13 protein-coding genes are annotated in these 16,172 nt (G+C 51.9%); all 13 read left to right on the top strand.

Features of this window, described 5'->3' with window-relative positions:
- The first annotated feature begins 42 nt into the window (after positions 1-42).
- Positions 43-1,035 (top strand): AraD1 family protein, encoded by a 993-nt coding sequence (gene araD1, locus ACO0K9_RS01160; RefSeq protein WP_422980930.1) that lies wholly within the window; start codon positions 43-45, stop codon positions 1,033-1,035.
- Positions 1,032-2,603: an aldehyde dehydrogenase (NADP(+)) gene (locus ACO0K9_RS01165; protein ID WP_422980932.1), complete on the top strand. Its 1,572-nt coding sequence runs from the start codon at positions 1,032-1,034 to the stop codon at positions 2,601-2,603. Before araD1 ends, ACO0K9_RS01165 begins: the two co-directional genes overlap by 4 nt.
- Before the next feature lie 80 nt (positions 2,604-2,683).
- Positions 2,684-3,451, top strand: coding sequence for an SDR family NAD(P)-dependent oxidoreductase (locus tag ACO0K9_RS01170; RefSeq protein WP_422980934.1), 768 nt, complete (start codon positions 2,684-2,686; stop codon positions 3,449-3,451).
- A gap of 149 nt (positions 3,452-3,600) precedes the next feature.
- Entirely contained in the window at positions 3,601-5,550 is a 1,950-nt protein-coding gene (locus tag ACO0K9_RS01175; protein WP_422980936.1) for a glycoside hydrolase family 97 catalytic domain-containing protein, read from the top strand.
- Between the two features lie 33 nt (positions 5,551-5,583).
- On the top strand, positions 5,584-7,155 hold the full coding sequence (locus tag ACO0K9_RS01180; RefSeq protein WP_422980938.1) for an alpha-N-arabinofuranosidase: 1,572 nt from the start codon (positions 5,584-5,586) through the stop codon (positions 7,153-7,155).
- A 90-nt stretch (positions 7,156-7,245) separates the two neighbouring features.
- The gene (locus ACO0K9_RS01185) at positions 7,246-8,322 is read left to right on the top strand and encodes an arabinan endo-1,5-alpha-L-arabinosidase (protein ID WP_422980940.1); all 1,077 of its coding nucleotides are present in this window, start codon (positions 7,246-7,248) and stop codon (positions 8,320-8,322) included.
- A gap of 1 nt (position 8,323) precedes the next feature.
- Complete coding sequence (locus ACO0K9_RS01190; RefSeq protein ID WP_422980942.1) at positions 8,324-10,762, top strand: beta-L-arabinofuranosidase domain-containing protein; 2,439 nt, start codon at positions 8,324-8,326, stop codon at positions 10,760-10,762.
- 94 nt (positions 10,763-10,856) lie between these two features.
- The gene (locus ACO0K9_RS01195) at positions 10,857-11,951 is read left to right on the top strand and encodes an SGNH/GDSL hydrolase family protein (RefSeq protein WP_422980944.1); all 1,095 of its coding nucleotides are present in this window, start codon (positions 10,857-10,859) and stop codon (positions 11,949-11,951) included.
- Between the two features lie 407 nt (positions 11,952-12,358).
- Entirely contained in the window at positions 12,359-13,408 is a 1,050-nt protein-coding gene (locus tag ACO0K9_RS01200; RefSeq protein WP_422980946.1) for an ABC transporter substrate-binding protein, read from the top strand.
- Positions 13,409-13,493: 85 nt separating this feature from the next.
- Positions 13,494-14,096, top strand: a complete 603-nt coding sequence (locus ACO0K9_RS01205) for an SCO family protein (protein ID WP_422980948.1) — start codon at positions 13,494-13,496, stop codon at positions 14,094-14,096.
- Between the two features lie 13 nt (positions 14,097-14,109).
- Positions 14,110-14,574 carry a cupredoxin domain-containing protein gene (locus ACO0K9_RS01210; RefSeq protein WP_422980950.1) on the top strand — a complete coding sequence of 155 codons (465 nt, stop codon included), beginning with the start codon at positions 14,110-14,112 and terminating at the stop codon, positions 14,572-14,574.
- A 16-nt stretch (positions 14,575-14,590) separates the two neighbouring features.
- Complete coding sequence (locus ACO0K9_RS01215; RefSeq protein WP_422980952.1) at positions 14,591-15,349, top strand: ABC transporter permease; 759 nt, start codon at positions 14,591-14,593, stop codon at positions 15,347-15,349.
- Positions 15,339-16,082, top strand: coding sequence for an ABC transporter ATP-binding protein (locus ACO0K9_RS01220; protein ID WP_422980954.1), 744 nt, complete (start codon positions 15,339-15,341; stop codon positions 16,080-16,082). Before ACO0K9_RS01215 ends, ACO0K9_RS01220 begins: the two co-directional genes overlap by 11 nt.
- The last annotated feature ends 90 nt before the right edge of the window (positions 16,083-16,172 follow it).

Below are 16,172 nucleotides of genomic sequence, written 5' to 3' on the forward strand. Positions count from 1 at the left end.
GAACCCATCAGTCTGAGTCAACAATTCGCTTCAGGAGAGAATATGTTAATCGTACAATTTACCAATCCAGCCGGTACACGTCTGGTGGGCGCACTGGAGCAAGACCAGATTCGTGTGATTGATGGCTATGCCAGTACCTATATGCTGGCACAGACTGCAATCGGGTCTGGCACAGGGCTGAAAAAGCTGGCGACAGCGGCGCTGGGGAAGGTCGTCTACAACTACGAAGACATCGCCAAAGAAGGGCGTTTGTTGCCGCCGCTGGATCATCGCGATCATGCACATTGTTATGTCACCGGCACCGGTCTCACGCATCTGGGCAGTGCTGATGCACGCGATGCCATGCACAAGAAAATTGGCGGCGATGTTGAAAACCTGAGTGACAGCATGAAAATGTTCCGCCTGGGTGTTGAAGGTGGCAAGCCAGCCGAAGGTGCTACTGGCGTGCAGCCTGAATGGTTTTATAAAGGCGATGGTTCGGTTGTGCGTGCCAGTGGTCAAAGCCTGGATATGCCTGATTTTGCACTGGATGGTGGCGAAGAGCCAGAGATCGCCGGTCTGTATATCATCGGTGATGACGGTTTACCGTATCGCTTAGGTTTTGCTATCGGCAATGAATTTTCTGATCATGTGACTGAACGTCAGAATTATCTGTATCTGGCCCATTCCAAACTGCGTGCCTGTGGTCTGGGGCCAGCTTTGCTGGTAGGTGATTTGCCGCAGCATGTGGCCGGTACGTCCCGCATTTATGATGTCGAAGGCAAGCCAAGATGGGAAAAGAGCTTTGTCAGTGGCGAGCAGAATATGTCGCATACCATCGCCAATCTTGAATACCATCACTTCAAATATCCCTTGTTCAATCGTCCGGGGGATGTGCACATCCATTTCTTTGGTACGGCGACACTCAGCTTTGCCGACGGCGTCAGTGTCAAGGCTGGCGAAACCTTTGAAATTGAAGCGCCCGCATTCGGGCCAGCATTACGCAATCGCCTGGCTGTCAGGAAGATTGAATTTACCAAGGTCAAAACCCTATGAATATCACTGGCGAAGCCCTGATAGGCGGCATTGCGGAAAAGGGGAGTGGCAACTCTTTCCTGGCGTTTGATCCTGCCAAAATGGTCAGCATGGCACCGGCTTTTTATACGGTGGACAAGCAACAGATTGATACCGCCTGCAGTATGGCGCAGGCAGCATTTGACCCGTTTCGTGCCTGCGCTGGCGAACAAAGAGCGGTTTTGCTGGAGACCATAGGTCAGCAAATCATGGCCTTGGGTGATCGCCTGATCGAGCGTGCCATGGCCGAAACCGGTTTGCTGCGCGGACGCCTGGAAAGCGAACGGGGCCGCACCATCAGTCAGTTGCAATTGTTTGCCGATCTCTTGCGCGAAGGTTCGTGGCCGGATATTCGTATCGACAGCGCCTTGCCTGATCGCCAGCCACCCCGCCCGGATTTGCGTATGCAATTAATCGGCCTGGGGCCGGTTGCGGTATTCGCAGCCAGTAATTTTCCCTTGGCGTTTTCCGTGGCTGGTGGTGATACCGCAGCGGCTTTTGCAGCGGGCTGCCCGGTGGTATTGAAAGTGCATCCTGCTCACCCGGGTACATCCGAGCTGGTAGGGCGTGCCATCGTCAAGGCTTTGCAATTGTGCGGTTTGCCTGCCGGTGTGTTTTCCTTGCTGACAGGTACCGGCAATGAAATCGGCCAGGAACTGGTACGTCATCCTGCCATACAGGCCGTGGGTTTTACCGGTTCACGTTTTGGTGGGCTGGCCTTGATGGCGGTGGCAGCAGCACGCCCGCAACCGATACCCGTGTATGCAGAAATGAGCAGTATCAATCCGCTGTTTCTGTTTCCGCAAGCCTTGGCGCAAAGGGCAGAAGAGATTGCCAAAGATTTTGTTACCTCACTGACTCTGGGTGCTGGCCAGTTCTGCACCAACCCCGGCCTGGTGCTGGCAGTGGACGGGCCTGACCTTGACAGGTTTGTCAAATCGGCGACCCAGATCATATCCGGTGTATTACCCGCGCCCATGCTGACGCCAGGTATTGCAGCCAACTATCAGCGTGGGGTAGAAGCCCTGGCCGACGCGGAAGAAGTCAGTACCCTGGTCAGGGTCGATGCCGAAGAAGGCAAGGCTAATCCAGCCATGTTTGTCAGCAGTGCAGATACCTTCCTTAGCCAGCATGCATTGCAGAACGAAGTGTTTGGCCCGACCTCATTGCTGGTCGTTTGCCGCGATGTGGACCAGATGCGCGCCGTGACTGAGAAGCTGGAAGGACAGTTGACTGCCACGGTACAGATAGAAGAAGCCGATTTTGAACAGGTCAGCACATTGCTGCCAGTGCTGGAACGCAAGGTAGGGCGGATACTGGCCAACGGTTTTCCTACCGGGGTTGAAGTTGCCACGGCCATGGTGCATGGCGGCCCTTTCCCGGCCACTGCGGATGGCCGCAGTACTTCAGTGGGGACGGCATCCATACATCGCTTTTTGCGCCCGGTCTGCTACCAGAACTTGCCGCAAGCCTTATTGCCAGTTGGTCTGCGTGATGAAAATGCCGCGAATATATGGCGTCGCCATGATGGCGTATTAGGAAAAAAGTAAACTGAAAATGCAATAAGTACAGGAAATCGTCACAGTCGATTTAAAATAGCAGCATCATAAAACACCAAGCAGGAGATAGCATGAATCAATTGGCACACTACGCCAGCCTCAAGGGGCGGTCAGTGTTTATTACCGGTGGCGGCACCGGCATCGGTGAAGAACTGGTCATGGCTTTCGCCCACCAGGGGGCAAAGGTGGCGTTTGTAGATATCGCCAAAGATGCCAGCGAAGCACTATGCAACAAACTGGCTGCTGCTGGTTTGCCTGCTCCCCTGTTCCGCTATTGCGATATCACTGATATCCCGGCATTGCAAAAAATCATGGCTGAACTGGCGGCAGAGAACGGTGACTTTGATGTGCTGGTCAACAATGCAGCCAATGACCAGCGCCATCAGACCGAAGAAGTCAGTGTCGAATACTGGAATGAACGTATCGCCATCAACCAGCGCCCTATGTTTTTTACCTGCCAGTCGGTATTGCCTGGCATGAAGAAAAAAGGAGCGGGTTCCATCATCAATGTCAGCTCTATTTCCTGGCACATCAAGGGTGCGGGTTACCCTGTATATGCCACGGCCAAGGCGGCAGTCGTCGGTTTGACACGTGGTCTGGCGCGCGAATTTGGCGAGCATGGCATACGGGTCAATACCGTGTCACCTGGATGGGTGATGACGCAGCGCCAAATTGATTTATGGGTGGATGAAGCGGCCGAGCAGGAAATCAAACGTAACCAGTGCCTGCCCAGCAAATTGATGCCTGCCCATATTGCCTCCATGGTGTTGTTCCTGGCGGCAGATGACGGCGCCATGTGTACCGCGCAGGAATTTATCGTCGATGGCGGCTGGGTCTGATCCCGGCTGTTCTCAGACTTGGTTCTAAGGCTTGGTTCTAAGTTTTTACAGCGTTTAGCAATACCTGTTGTCTCCGATTCATCGTGTCCCGCCTGTGGAAAAACAGGTGGCAGGGTGAACTCATGCCTTATCTTCAGATGGGAATGACTATGATAATCAGATGTAGCCTTGTTGTACTGTTTGGCTGGTTGGCTGGTAACAGTTTGGCGGCAAGCTCTTTAGCAGCAAGCACCTTGTCCAGCCCCGACCAGCACTTGCAATTGACAGTAGAACTGTCAGCGCAACAGCAACTGGTGTACAGCGTGACGCGTGACAAGCAAACCGTGATCCTGCCGTCTGCGCTGGGGCTGCAACTGGATACCGCCGATTTTACGCAACAGTTGAAGCTGAAGCAGGCGTCTTCTGTCAAGCTGGTGACAGATACCTATGAGATGCTGGTGGGTAAACGTCGCATCAATCACTATGCTGCCAATGAGCAGGTACTGACGCTGGAAAATGCCCGTCATCAAAAAATGGATGTGGTGTTCAGGGTGTCAAATGACGGTGTGGCTTTCCGTTATATCGTCAGCGACCCGGCAGTCAAATTCAAGAAATTCATCAAGGAAGCGACTGCATTTTCCTTCGATGACAAAGCCAGGGCATGGCTGCAACCTATTGCGGTGGCACAGACCGGCTGGAGTAATACCAATCCATCTTACGAAGAACATTATTTGATGAATATCCCGGTGGGAACTACCTCGCCATCCAGGGCGGGATGGGTGTTTCCTGCCTTGTTCAATAGCGGCGATAACTGGGTAGTGCTGACCGAAGCGGATATGGATGGCAGCTGGCATGCATCGCGTTTGCAGGCAGCATCGGCAGGTGGTGTTTATCAGCTTGGCACACCCATGGCGGCAGAAGTTTTCACTGACGGCAAGACTGCTGGCGCATTGTTGGCAGAAAGCAGCAATAGCTTGCGTTCACCCTGGCGCATTATCGGCATAGGCAGTTTGCCTGATATCATGAATTCAAGCCTGGGTTCTGACCTGGCTGCACCCGCCATTAAAGTCGATGCCGGTATCGTCAAGCCTGGCCATGCATCCTGGAGCTGGGCTTTGCTCAAGGATGATTTTACGACGTTTGAGGTACAGAAAAAATTTATTGATTATGCCGCCGACATGCATTGGGAATACACGCTCATTGATGCCGACTGGGATAAAAAAATAGGCTATGAAAAACTCAGGCAACTGGTGGAATATGGTGCAGCAAAGAATGTCGGCGTACTGGTCTGGTATAACTCTTCTGGTGCCTGGAATACGACCAAATACAGCCCCAAAGGGCAGTTGCTGACGGCTGCCCAGCGCAAGCAGGAATTTACCCGTTTGCGCGGCATCGGCGTCAAGGGTGTCAAGGTGGATTTCTTTGCCGGTGATGGCCAGTCCATGATTGCGTATTACATCGCTATTCTCAAAGATGCGGCAGATGCGGGTTTGCTGGTGAATTTCCATGGGGCGACCTTGCCACGCGGCTGGGCACGCACCTATCCCAACCTGATGAGTATGGAAGCCGTCAGGGGGCTGGAATTTACGACATTCGACCAAAAAGACCAGGATGCCGTTGCCACCCATGCGGCCATGCTGCCCTTTACCCGTAATCTGTTTGATCCCATGGATTTCACCCCCATGGTATTTGCCGATATTCCCAAGATAGAACGCAAGACCCGCAACGGTTTTGAACTGGCGGAGTCTGTCCTGTTTTTGTCTGGCATCCAGCACTTTGCTGAAATACCCGAAGGCATGGCAACGGTACCTGCTTATGTCAAAAGCTTTTTGCAGACCTTGCCAGTGTCATGGGATGACAGCCGTTTTGTGGATGGTTACCCGGGCCAGTTTGTGGTGATTGCCCGTCGTGCTGGCAAAGCCTGGTATGTGGCCGGCATCAATGCGACTGGCAGCGATAAACAACTGAATCTGGATCTGTCATTTATCGGTGACAAGAAAGCGCAAATGATGATCGATGGCGACAGCAACAGGGCGTTTGTGCAGCAACCAGTACAGGCAGCGAAGGAAACCCGAATCACGATCAAGCCTCAAGGCGGCTTTGTCGCAGTTTTTGAATAAATCAGTACCTCTTATAAAAACCAGGAGACAAGAATGCACACATTGAAAACCAGTTTTAAAGCAGGCGTATTTTCTGCGGCAGTCCTTGCCTTTGCTGCGATCACTGCCCCGGCTTACGCGGCGAATGAAGTCAGTATCAGCATCGATGCAAAAAAAAACGGGCCGGTCATCAACAAAAATATTTACGGACAGTTTGCCGAACATCTGGGCACCGGTGTGTATGAAGGTATGTGGGTAGGGCCAGAATCCCCCATCCCTAACACCAAGGGCTGGCGCAATGACGTCATCGGTGCCTTGAAGAAAATGCATGTGCCGCTGGTGCGCTGGCCAGGCGGTTGTTTTGCTGATGAATATCACTGGCGTGATGGCATCGGTGCCCGTGAAAGCCGTCCGGTCAAGATGAATACCAACTGGGGCAATGTGGAAGAACGCAATGCCGTCGGTACCCATGAATTTTTTGATCTGGTTGACTTGCTGGGTGCGGATTCCTATGTCAACGGCAACCTGGGTTCTGGCACCGCGCAGGAAATGGCGGAATGGCTGGAATACATGACCGGCGACGGCAAATCGACACTGGCAGAACTGCGCCGTAAAAACGGGCATGACAAGCCGTTCAAGGTTGACTTCTTCGCGATCGGTAACGAAGCATGGGGTTGTGGTGGCAACATGACAGCGGAGTATTACACCAATCTGTACAATCAAAGCGTCAGTTTCCTGAAAGCCCCCAAGACTTACATGCCAAAAATCATCGCCAGCGGTGGCCATGATGACGACACTACCTGGACTGATTACCTGTCTAAAAACATTCGTACGCGGGTCGATGGCATCAGTTTCCATTATTACACCCTGCCTACCGGTAAATGGGAAAAGAAAGGACTCGCCATCGGCTTTGGCGAAGATCAATGGATATCCACGCTGAAAAACACCTTACGTATGGATACGATGATCAAGAACAACGTCGCCAAGCTGGAAAAGAACGATCCGAAGAACAGGATTTCCTTCGATGTCGATGAATGGGGTACCTGGTATGACGTGGAACCTGGCACCAATCCTGGCTTTCTGTACCAGCAAAGCAGTCTGCGCGATGCGGTGGTGGCGGCATTGAATTTCAATATCTTCCATGCCCATGCGGATCGTGTGCGCATGACCAATATTGCCCAGATGGTGAATGTCCTGCAAGCCATGATACTGACCGAAAAAGACAAGATGTTGCTGACGCCGACCTATCATGCATTTGAAATGTATGTGCCGTTTCAAAATGCGACAGCTTTGCCTTTGACGATTGCTAATAACCCTGAATACAGTTTTGGCAGCACCAGCATCCCCGAAGTCAGTGCGTCTGCTGCGCGTGGGCAGGATGGCAAGTTGTATCTGTCCCTGGTCAATACCAATCCCAACAAGGATGTCAGTGTTGACATTAATGTCGCTGGTGAAAAGCTGAGCGCTGCCAAAGGGCGCATATTGACGGCCAAGGCCATGGATGCGCACAATACCTTTGCGCAACCACAGGCGGTACAACCTGCCAGCTTTAATGCCAGTGCCAAGGCGGGTAAGCTGACCTTGAATATCCCTGCCAAAGCGGTGGTTGTCGTGACGCTTGAATAATGGCAGTGTCAATCATCTGGCAATGATTTGCCAGATGATTGTTGCCAGACTTGGATGCAAGGGCTAAAAATGTCCACAGGCAGGAATACCATGAAGCGCCCCGGTTATTGGTCTGGCTATTGGTCCGGCTATTGGTCCGATTATCAGCTAAGGCTCATCGCCGGTGTGCTGGCTGTATTTTTTCTGTCGGTGCATTTGCAACTGATGGCCGCCGAAGTGTCTGTGCATGACCCGGTTATGGCCAAAGAGGCAGGGATTTACTATCTGTTTGGGACCGGGCATGGAATCAGTTTTTATAGTTCCACCAACATGCAGGACTGGCGTCCCGAGGGGCGGATTTTTGCTGGCGAGCCTGTCTGGGCACGCAAGGCAGCACCCGGCTTCAGAGGTTTTATTTGGGCACCAGATATCCAGTTTCATGATGGGAAATACTATCTGTATTATTCTGTATCCAGTTTTGGCCAAATGACGTCTGGCATTGGTGTTACGGTTAACCAGACACTGAATCCGCGCTCGCCAGACTATCACTGGGAAGACCAGGGCATGATCCTGCAGTCCATACCCGGACGTGATTTATGGAATGCCATCGACCCGAATATTGTTACCGATGACAAGGGGCAGGCCTGGATGGCTTTTGGTTCATTCTGGTCAGGCATCAAGCTGGTGAAACTGAACCAGGCATGGACAGGTTTGGCAGAACCACAAGAATGGCATGCGATTGCGCAGCGCGCCAGGTCGGCGTTGACCCCGGATGGATCGGGTGGGCCGGCAGAAATAGAAGCCCCCTTCATTTTCAAGAGAGGCGATTATTATTACCTGTTCGTCTCTTGGGGGCTGTGCTGTCAAAAAGAAAAAAGCACTTACCACCTGGTCGTTGGACGTTCCAAAACCGTGACCGGACCCTATCTGGACAAGGCTGGCAAGGATATGGCGAAAGGCGGTGGTTCCCTGTTTTTAGCCGGCAATCAGGAATGGAAGGCATTGGGACACAATAGCGCCTATCACATGGATGGCAAGGATTACCTGGTATTGCACGCCTATGAAACAGCCGACAACTACCTACAAAAACTGAAAATTCTCGACATACAATGGGATGCCGACTTATGGCCGGTGGTGGATGCAGGCCAGCTCAACACTTATCGCAGCGTGCTGCTGCCTGCCAAATAATATGAATATTCCCGGATTCGACAAGTTGTTCGCTAGGTGGATGCACAGGAAGCCTGTATCGACGTTAGCAGCACGTTTTACCGTGTCGTTGATGCTGGCGTCTGGCTGGGTATCGGCTGCACAGTTGTTCCCCCTGGCCGATGTGCGGCTGACGGCGAGCCCCTTTCTAAAGGCGCAAACCAATAATCTGCATTATCTGATGGCACTGGACCCGGATAAACTGCTGGCACCTTTCCGGCGCGAAGCCGGTTTGCCGGTGCCGGTTACCAGCTATGGCAACTGGGAATCCAGCGGACTGGACGGGCATATGGGCGGGCACTATTTATCTGCCCTGGCGCTGATGTATGCGTCCACTGGCGACACACAGGTGCTTGAGCGGCTGAGTTATTTTGTCGCAGAACTAAAAAAATGCCAGCAAGCGCAACAGACAGGGTATCTGGGCGGTATTCCCGGTGGGGCAGACGCGTGGCAAGCCATCGCAAATGGCAAGCTGAAGGCGGATAATTTTTCGGTCAATGGTAAGTGGGTGCCCTGGTACAACCTGCATAAAACCTATGCCGGTTTACGTGATGCCTATCGCTATGCCGGTAATCAGGATGCGCGCCAGATGCTGATCGCACTGGCCGACTGGGCAGGCCAGCTTGCCACGCACCTTGACCAGGAGCAAATGCAAACCATGTTGCGCAGCGAACATGGCGGCATGAATGAAGTGTTTGCCGATGTGGCAGAAATGACCGGCGACAAGAAATACCTGGACCTGGCAATACGTTTTTCACATCAGGCGATTTTGCAGCCTTTGCTGCGCAAGGAAGATAAACTCAATGGCCTGCATGCGAATACCCAAATCCCCAAAGTCATCGGTTTCAAACGTATAGGTGACTTAAGCGGGCAACAAGACTGGCAACAGGCAGCAGCATTTTTCTGGCAGGTGGTACATGACCATCGCACGGTGGCCATAGGTGGCAACAGCGTCAAGGAACATTTTCATGACGATAAGAATTTCTCGTCCATGATCAATGAAGTGGAAGGGCCGGAAACCTGTAACACCTACAATATGCTGAAACTGACTGAGCTCTTGTTCTTGAGTGACCCGAAAGCCAGTTACAGCGATTATTACGAGCGTGCGCTGTATAACCATATCCTGTCATCACAGCATCCGGATACGGGTGGGCTGGTGTATTTCACGCCCATGCGCCCCAATCATTACCGCGTGTATTCACAGGTAGACCAGGCGATGTGGTGTTGCGTGGGGTCCGGCATAGAAAGTCATGCCAAGTATGGCGAATTTATTTATGCCCATGATGCCGACAGCCTGTATGTCAATCTGTTTATTCCTTCAACATTGAACTGGCGTGAAAAGAAGGTGGAACTGACGCAAAGCACAGACTTCCCGGATCAGGGGCGCACGCGCATTGTCATCCAGAAGGGGCAGGACTTCACGCTGAAAATCCGCTACCCGGCATGGGTGGTCGCGGGCAAGCTGGAATTGCGCGTCAATCATCTGCCGGTCAGGGTCACTGCCGCACCGGGCAGCTATATCGATATCAGGCGGACATGGAAAAAAGGTGACCAGGTCGATATCAGCCTGCCCATGACCACTACGCTGGAACGCATGCCTGATGCCAGCAATTATTATGCAATTCTGCATGGCCCCATTGTACTTGCTGCAAAAACCAGTCTGTTTGCCAATGAAAACCTGAATTTCTTCGCTGACGATAGCCGCATGGGGCATATTGCGAAAGGACCGGTATGTCCGTTGGAAGCCGCACCTGTGCTGGTGGACGACGTGGATAATTTCATGCGCAAGATCAAGCCAATCAAAGGCAAGCCCTTGCAATTTACGGCGCCGGTGATGATGCCCGGGCAAGGTGAGGAGGGTGCGCGGGGTGTGCAGGGTGTGCAAGATGTCACACTGCTTCCCTTCTTCCGCCTGCACGAAGCGCGATACACGATTTACTGGCCACAAACCAGTGTAGAGAACTTTGCTAACCGCCGCTCAGAAGCTGCAGCAGCCGAAGCCGGACGCCTGGCACTGGATGCGCAGACCATAGACCAGGTCGCACCGGGTGAGCAACAACCTGAATCTGATCATTTCTTTAAAGCTGAGGGCGCTGATGCCGGTATTCATCTGGGACGGCACTGGCGTCATGCCAGCGGCTGGTTCAGTTACGAATTGAATGACAAGGACGGCAAGGCAGGCAGCTTGCGCCTCAGTTTCGCCAGGACCGATGCCGGGCGCAAATTTGATATTTATATCAACGACCATTTGCTCAAGACATTGGTGCTCACTGCCGACCATGCCGAAGATGTTTATGATCTGGACATACCAATTGCGGCTGATATCGTGGCCAAGTCAGCAGGCAAGCTGACAGTACGTTTTGTCGCGCAGCCAGGGTCGATTGCAGGTGGTTTGTACGGCTTGCGACTTTTGCGTAAATAATATTTTCATAAAATTTATTGAAAATTGTGATATAAAATTTCTCGGTTGTGCCTAGGCCCTAAAACCGCTCCAATAAAATGCAAAACGGACTTATATGAAATTACTGCCTGTACTGAAAATCGCATCGCTGTTTTTTCTTGGCGCACTGAATGCACCCGCTGTGTGGGCTGGTACCTTCATTCCCGCCTCAGATCCCAAGCTGCAATATACAGGGCGAGTCGATTTCAGCAACCGCCAGGCACCGCAACTTAGCTGGCCAGGCACCAGCATTGCCGCCAACTTTACCGGCCCATCGGTCGCCGTGACGCTCGATGACCAGTTTGGTCATAATTATTTCAATGTCTTTATTGACGATGACTATGTCCATCCCCTGATTATCCAGACTCAACAAGGGGAGCGAAAATATGTCATCACTACCAACTTAAAGAATGGTCAGCATAAGTTTCTGCTGACTAAACGTACTGAAGGGGAAGAAGGTGCCACGGCATTCAAGGGTTTGGAATTAGCCGATTCTGAGACACTGTTGACGCCACCAACGCGGCCAACACGGCGCATAGAATTTTTTGGCGACTCCATAACTAGTGGGGCTGGCAATGAAGCACCCGACAATGGCCCCGACCATTTCCCCAAAGACAAAAATAACTTCATGACCTATGACGCTATTACGGCACGTAATGTAAATGCGGAATTGCACGTGACTTCCCAAAGTGGCATAGGCTTGATGATCAGCTGGTTTCCATTCACCATGCCGCAGTTTTACAAGCAGCTCAGTGCGGTAGGAAAAAATGATAGCCGCTGGGATTTTTCACTCTGGACGCCCGATGTCGTCGTCATCAATCTGTTCCAGAATGACGCCTGGCTGATCGATCGTGAACATCGCTTGCAGCCGGAACCTGATGATGAGCAACGGGTGCAGGCGTATGTGAATTTTGTGAAGACCATTCGGGCCATTTATCCATCTGCCTATTTCGTGTGTGCACTGGGTAGCATGGATGCGATGAGGCCAGGCTCGAAATGGCCAGGCTACGTCAGCAGTGCTGTGGCCCGTCTCAAACAGGCCAATCCGGAAGAAAGGATAGATACCATATTCTTCGAATTTACTGGCTACGCTGCCCATCCACGCGTAGCGCAGCACATTCGCAATGCCGACAAGTTAAGCGCATTTCTCAAGGAAAAAATGCACTGGTAGCCATGGCAGGCGAAGTCTTGATGTCGGGATTGTCGAGAACACTTCTTGCACGGTATTCCTGGTCAGTAGTGTTTCCACGTTTTCACATCAGGCGCTCACCAGGTCAACACGCACTGGTGTTGCGCCAAAAATAAACCAAACCAATCACCACCGGGTTCTTGCCTGTATCGAAAACAGGCTGCGGAATCGCCTGTTATGCTGTGGATCAATTATTTCAAAATAAGTATCTGAATTACCAATATTCTGAAAGTTTGACGCCGTTATTGATACGGCGGAATCCACGCAAAATCTGCCAGGTGAAAGGGGCACTTGCTATATAATCATGCTTCTTATGTAGACTGTTTCCTTCCGAAATAGAAGCATATTCACATCGCTGTCAGACCGGCATGTCAAGGAAGGTAGAAAAAATGCCTCAGGAAAATAGATTGACTTCGCACGCTCTCCGGCGCAGGCAACTGCTTGGTGCGGGCTTGGCTTCTGCCTTACCTTTGGCCGCTCCGCAGCTTGCGTCTGCTGCCAGCAAATCCATCGTAGTGGGTGGCTTGCCTGTCACCTGTAATTTGACCTTGCCTATCGCTTGCGTGGCCAACGCGACCAATAACACTAGTGGCGGCAAAGCGGGCGGCCCCTTGTTTGAGTTCGAATACAGCAAATATAGTGGCTGGCCAGAAATTAAAGAATCCCTGATGACAGGGCGGATACAGGCAGCGTATATGCTGGCACCGCTGGTGATGGATCTGGTCGACAAGAAAATACCGCTGAAGATTGTCTCGCTGGGCCATCGCTCCGGTGCCGTGATCATGGTGCGTACCGACTCTGCACATAAACGTTTTTCTGATCTTAAAGGCAAGCGTATTGCCATCCCTAGTCGCTTCGCCGTCGATTTTTTATTCCTGCGCAAGATGCTGGCGCGTGATGGCATGACGCCCAAAGACATCGAGATTGTGGAGATGGCACCGCCCGACATGCCAGCCGCCCTGTATGCCAAAGCGGTGGATGCGTATTGTACCGGCGAGCCCTTCGGTGCTGCTGCACAAAGGGCAGGTTATGCCCGGCCGCTGGCGATGACGCGCGACGAATGGCGTAACTATATTTGTTGTGTACTGACAGTACGTGAAGAGCTGATTAAAGAAAACCGTCCGCTGGTGCAAGAACTGGTGAATTACGTACAGGCCGCCGGTACCTGGCTAGACACCGGGCCAGTCAGCCGCAACAAGGCGGTGGCGATTGCCGCCGGGCGAAAATTCTTCAATCAAGATCCGAATATCATCCGCTTCGTGATGGAAAACCCGGCCGACCGCGTGACCTACGGCGATCTGCGCATGATCAAGGCAGAGTTCGATGATCTGATGAAGCTCTCGCTCGAAGCCAGTACCATCAAGCGCCCGATTGCCTACGAATCTTATGTTGACGAAAGTTTCGTCAAGAACATCAAGCCTGTCGTAATTACGCTTTAAGTATGGGCTAAAAAATTGAACAAGAATTGATACAGAGCTGACTAAGTTCTGCCATCGCAAGCTTTGCATCATTAAGGATGATCAATTGAAAGCAGCATTTTTCGCCCTGTTTTTCCTTCTGTTTTCCAGCAGTATTGATATGGCGAATGCCGCAGAAGATGCCACCCTAAAGGGTGGGGCATTTGATCCGCCACGCGTCGCCCCCGATTTTTCTTTGCGCGGATCAGATGGCACGGAACTTAAGCTGAGTCGCTATCGCGGCAAGCTGGTCGTGCTTGAGTTTGGTTATACCTCTTGTTTTGACGTTTGCCCTACCTCATTGGCTATGCTGGCGCAGGTGCGCAAAAAACTTGGCACATTGGCGGCCGATGTACAGATTGTATATGTGACGGTTGATCCTGAACGCGATACTGTCGCTATCCTGAAGCCGTACCTGGCCGCATTTGATCCCAGCTTTGTTGGTGCTACCGGCAGCCCTGAACAGTTAGCGCGGGTACGTAAAGATTATGGCATCAGCGCCAGTAAAAACATGGTGCCAGGAAGTAAAACTGCCTACACCATGTCGCACTCGTCATACTTATATCTGATAGACAGGCAAGGTAGCCTGCGCAGTATGATGCCGTTTGGCAGTAGTGTCGACGACGTCGCGCACGACGTGCGTGTTTTGTTGAGCGCGCAAAAGAAATAGCCCGGTGCCGACTATGAAATTACTCCACCAGTGGCGCTTCTGGCTTGTGCTGTTTTTACTCATGATGGTTTGCAGTGCGGTGGGCTGGGGCGCATTTGCAACTATTCAATCTTCCACGCGTGATGAACTTTTTGCGATACCCAAGGGAACCTGGGCGCGCCGTATGGCGGGCGACAAGGTGGACATATTGCCCGCCAAAGTGTATCTGACCTTAGGTGTGAACGATGTGCTCTTGCTGAAAAATCTGGATGATGTGCCACAAATTTTTGGCCCTGTGCTGATCATGCCGGGACAGAGTTTTCGACTGCCGTTTGCGCTGGCGTCGGATTACCAGTTTGAGTGTTCGGCGCACGCCAGCGGGCAAATGAGTATCATCGTTACAGCGATGCCAGAGCAAGGTTGGACACGCTTGCGCTGGCGCCTGCAATGGTATTGGAACAAGTTCAACACCAGCATACTATCGAGAAATCTGTCGTAGAAACTGAAAAACCCCTATGGAAAAACTCAAGAAAATATTGGCACCATTAGCCCTGATCGCGAGCCTGATTGCGCTCTGGTGGGTAGTGGTAGTGCAGTCTGAAAGCGTGATCTTCCCTACGCCTTTGCAGGTAATCACAGGCACATTGGAACTGGCGGCAGACGGCACGCTGTGGGAGCATATCGTCGCTTCCCTGTTGCGGGTGGGCGCGGGTTTTTTGCTGGCGAGTCTGGTTGCACTGCCTTTGGGCTTGTGGATGGGGCGCGTGGAAGGTGCTTACCGCACCCTCAATCCCTTGTTTCAGATCATGCGTCCCATCTCGCCGATAGCCTGGATACCGCTGGCGATACTTTGGTTTGGCGTGGGTAATGTGTCACCGATTTTCCTGATCTTTCTTGCCTCGGTATTTCCCATGATAGTGCAGACCGCTTCAGGCGTTCATACCATAGAAAAACGCTATCTGCGCGCTGCTGAAAATTTTGGCGTCTCGCGATCTACGCTATTCCGTCAAATCATCATTCCCGCCGTGCTGCCAGAAATTATCGTTGGTATGCGCATTGCGCTGGGTGTTGCCTGGTTGGTGGTCGTGGCGGCAGAAATGATCGCTTTGCGCTCGGGTCTTGGTTACCTGATTATGGATTCACGCAATGCAGGCAATCGCTACGACCTGGTGATCGCGGGCATGTTGATTATTGGTGTTATCGGCCTGGTGTTAGATGGCTTGATGCGCTTTCTGGAAAGTCTTAAATCAGTCAGGTGGCGTTATGGACGGTAAGATCGTCGTCAAGGATGTCAAAAAAAGTTTTACGTCGGGAAAACTTAATTTGCCTGTGGTGGGCGGTGTCAGTCTGAATGTCGCCGATGGTGAATTTGTTGCCATCGTCGGGCCTTCCGGTTGCGGTAAATCGACGCTGATGAAAATTATTTCAGGTTTTGAAAAACCTGATTCCGGCAGCGTCAGCATAGATGGTGCAGAACGCCATGGTCCAAGCCCAAAAGGTATTGTTATTTCGCAGCATGGCTCGGTGTTTCCATGGATGACGGTGCAACAAAATCTGATGTTCGGCTTAAATGGTAATGGCCTTGGCGATAAGGCCGCATTGGCTGATCACTATACCGCGATGGTTGGTCTGAAAGGATTTGAAAAGAGTTACCCGCACGAACTTTCCGGTGGCATGATCAAGCGCGTAGAGTTGGCGCGCGCCTTGGTGGTCAAACCAGAAATTTTGTACATGGATGAACCATTTTCGGCACTCGATGCTTTAATGAATCTGCGCATGCGTACTGAGCTATTACGTATCCTGACGGAAGAGCGCCATACGGTGTTACTGATCACGCATGATGTAGAAGAAGCCCTGTTCATGGCCGACAGGATACTGGTGCTGTCTCCACGCCCGACCGTGATACAGGCGAGTTTCGACGTACCATTTCCCCATCCGCGCAAGCTGTCGAACCCTGTATTGCAGGAATTGAAAGAGAAAATACTGGGTGAGTTGGGCGTTCTGTAAGAGTGAATGATGAATGGGGCTGTCAATAATGCTTGTCAGCCTGCGTCCCTTTAATGCGTCTATGATTGCCTCGTGTTATTTTTGAGGTAG

It is taken from the genome of Undibacterium sp. Ji50W, from assembly GCF_049340445.1.
Classification (GTDB): Bacteria; Pseudomonadota; Gammaproteobacteria; order Burkholderiales; family Burkholderiaceae_D; genus Undibacterium.

What these genes read in the sequence shown, in the direction of transcription:
- araD1 (WP_422980930.1), top strand. Translation starts at nt 43, where the DNA reads ATGTTAATCGTACAATTTACCAATCCAGCCGGTACACGTCTGGTGGGC.
- ACO0K9_RS01165 (WP_422980932.1), top strand. Translation starts at nt 1,032, where the DNA reads ATGAATATCACTGGCGAAGCCCTGATAGGCGGCATTGCGGAAAAGGGG.
- ACO0K9_RS01170 (WP_422980934.1), top strand. Translation starts at nt 2,684, where the DNA reads ATGAATCAATTGGCACACTACGCCAGCCTCAAGGGGCGGTCAGTGTTT.
- ACO0K9_RS01175 (WP_422980936.1), top strand. Translation starts at nt 3,601, where the DNA reads ATGATAATCAGATGTAGCCTTGTTGTACTGTTTGGCTGGTTGGCTGGT.
- ACO0K9_RS01180 (WP_422980938.1), top strand. Translation starts at nt 5,584, where the DNA reads ATGCACACATTGAAAACCAGTTTTAAAGCAGGCGTATTTTCTGCGGCA.
- ACO0K9_RS01185 (WP_422980940.1), top strand. Translation starts at nt 7,246, where the DNA reads ATGAAGCGCCCCGGTTATTGGTCTGGCTATTGGTCCGGCTATTGGTCC.
- ACO0K9_RS01190 (WP_422980942.1), top strand. Translation starts at nt 8,324, where the DNA reads ATGAATATTCCCGGATTCGACAAGTTGTTCGCTAGGTGGATGCACAGG.
- ACO0K9_RS01195 (WP_422980944.1), top strand. Translation starts at nt 10,857, where the DNA reads ATGAAATTACTGCCTGTACTGAAAATCGCATCGCTGTTTTTTCTTGGC.
- ACO0K9_RS01200 (WP_422980946.1), top strand. Translation starts at nt 12,359, where the DNA reads ATGCCTCAGGAAAATAGATTGACTTCGCACGCTCTCCGGCGCAGGCAA.
- ACO0K9_RS01210 (WP_422980950.1), top strand. Translation starts at nt 14,110, where the DNA reads ATGAAATTACTCCACCAGTGGCGCTTCTGGCTTGTGCTGTTTTTACTC.
- ACO0K9_RS01215 (WP_422980952.1), top strand. Translation starts at nt 14,591, where the DNA reads ATGGAAAAACTCAAGAAAATATTGGCACCATTAGCCCTGATCGCGAGC.
- ACO0K9_RS01220 (WP_422980954.1), top strand. Translation starts at nt 15,339, where the DNA reads ATGGACGGTAAGATCGTCGTCAAGGATGTCAAAAAAAGTTTTACGTCG.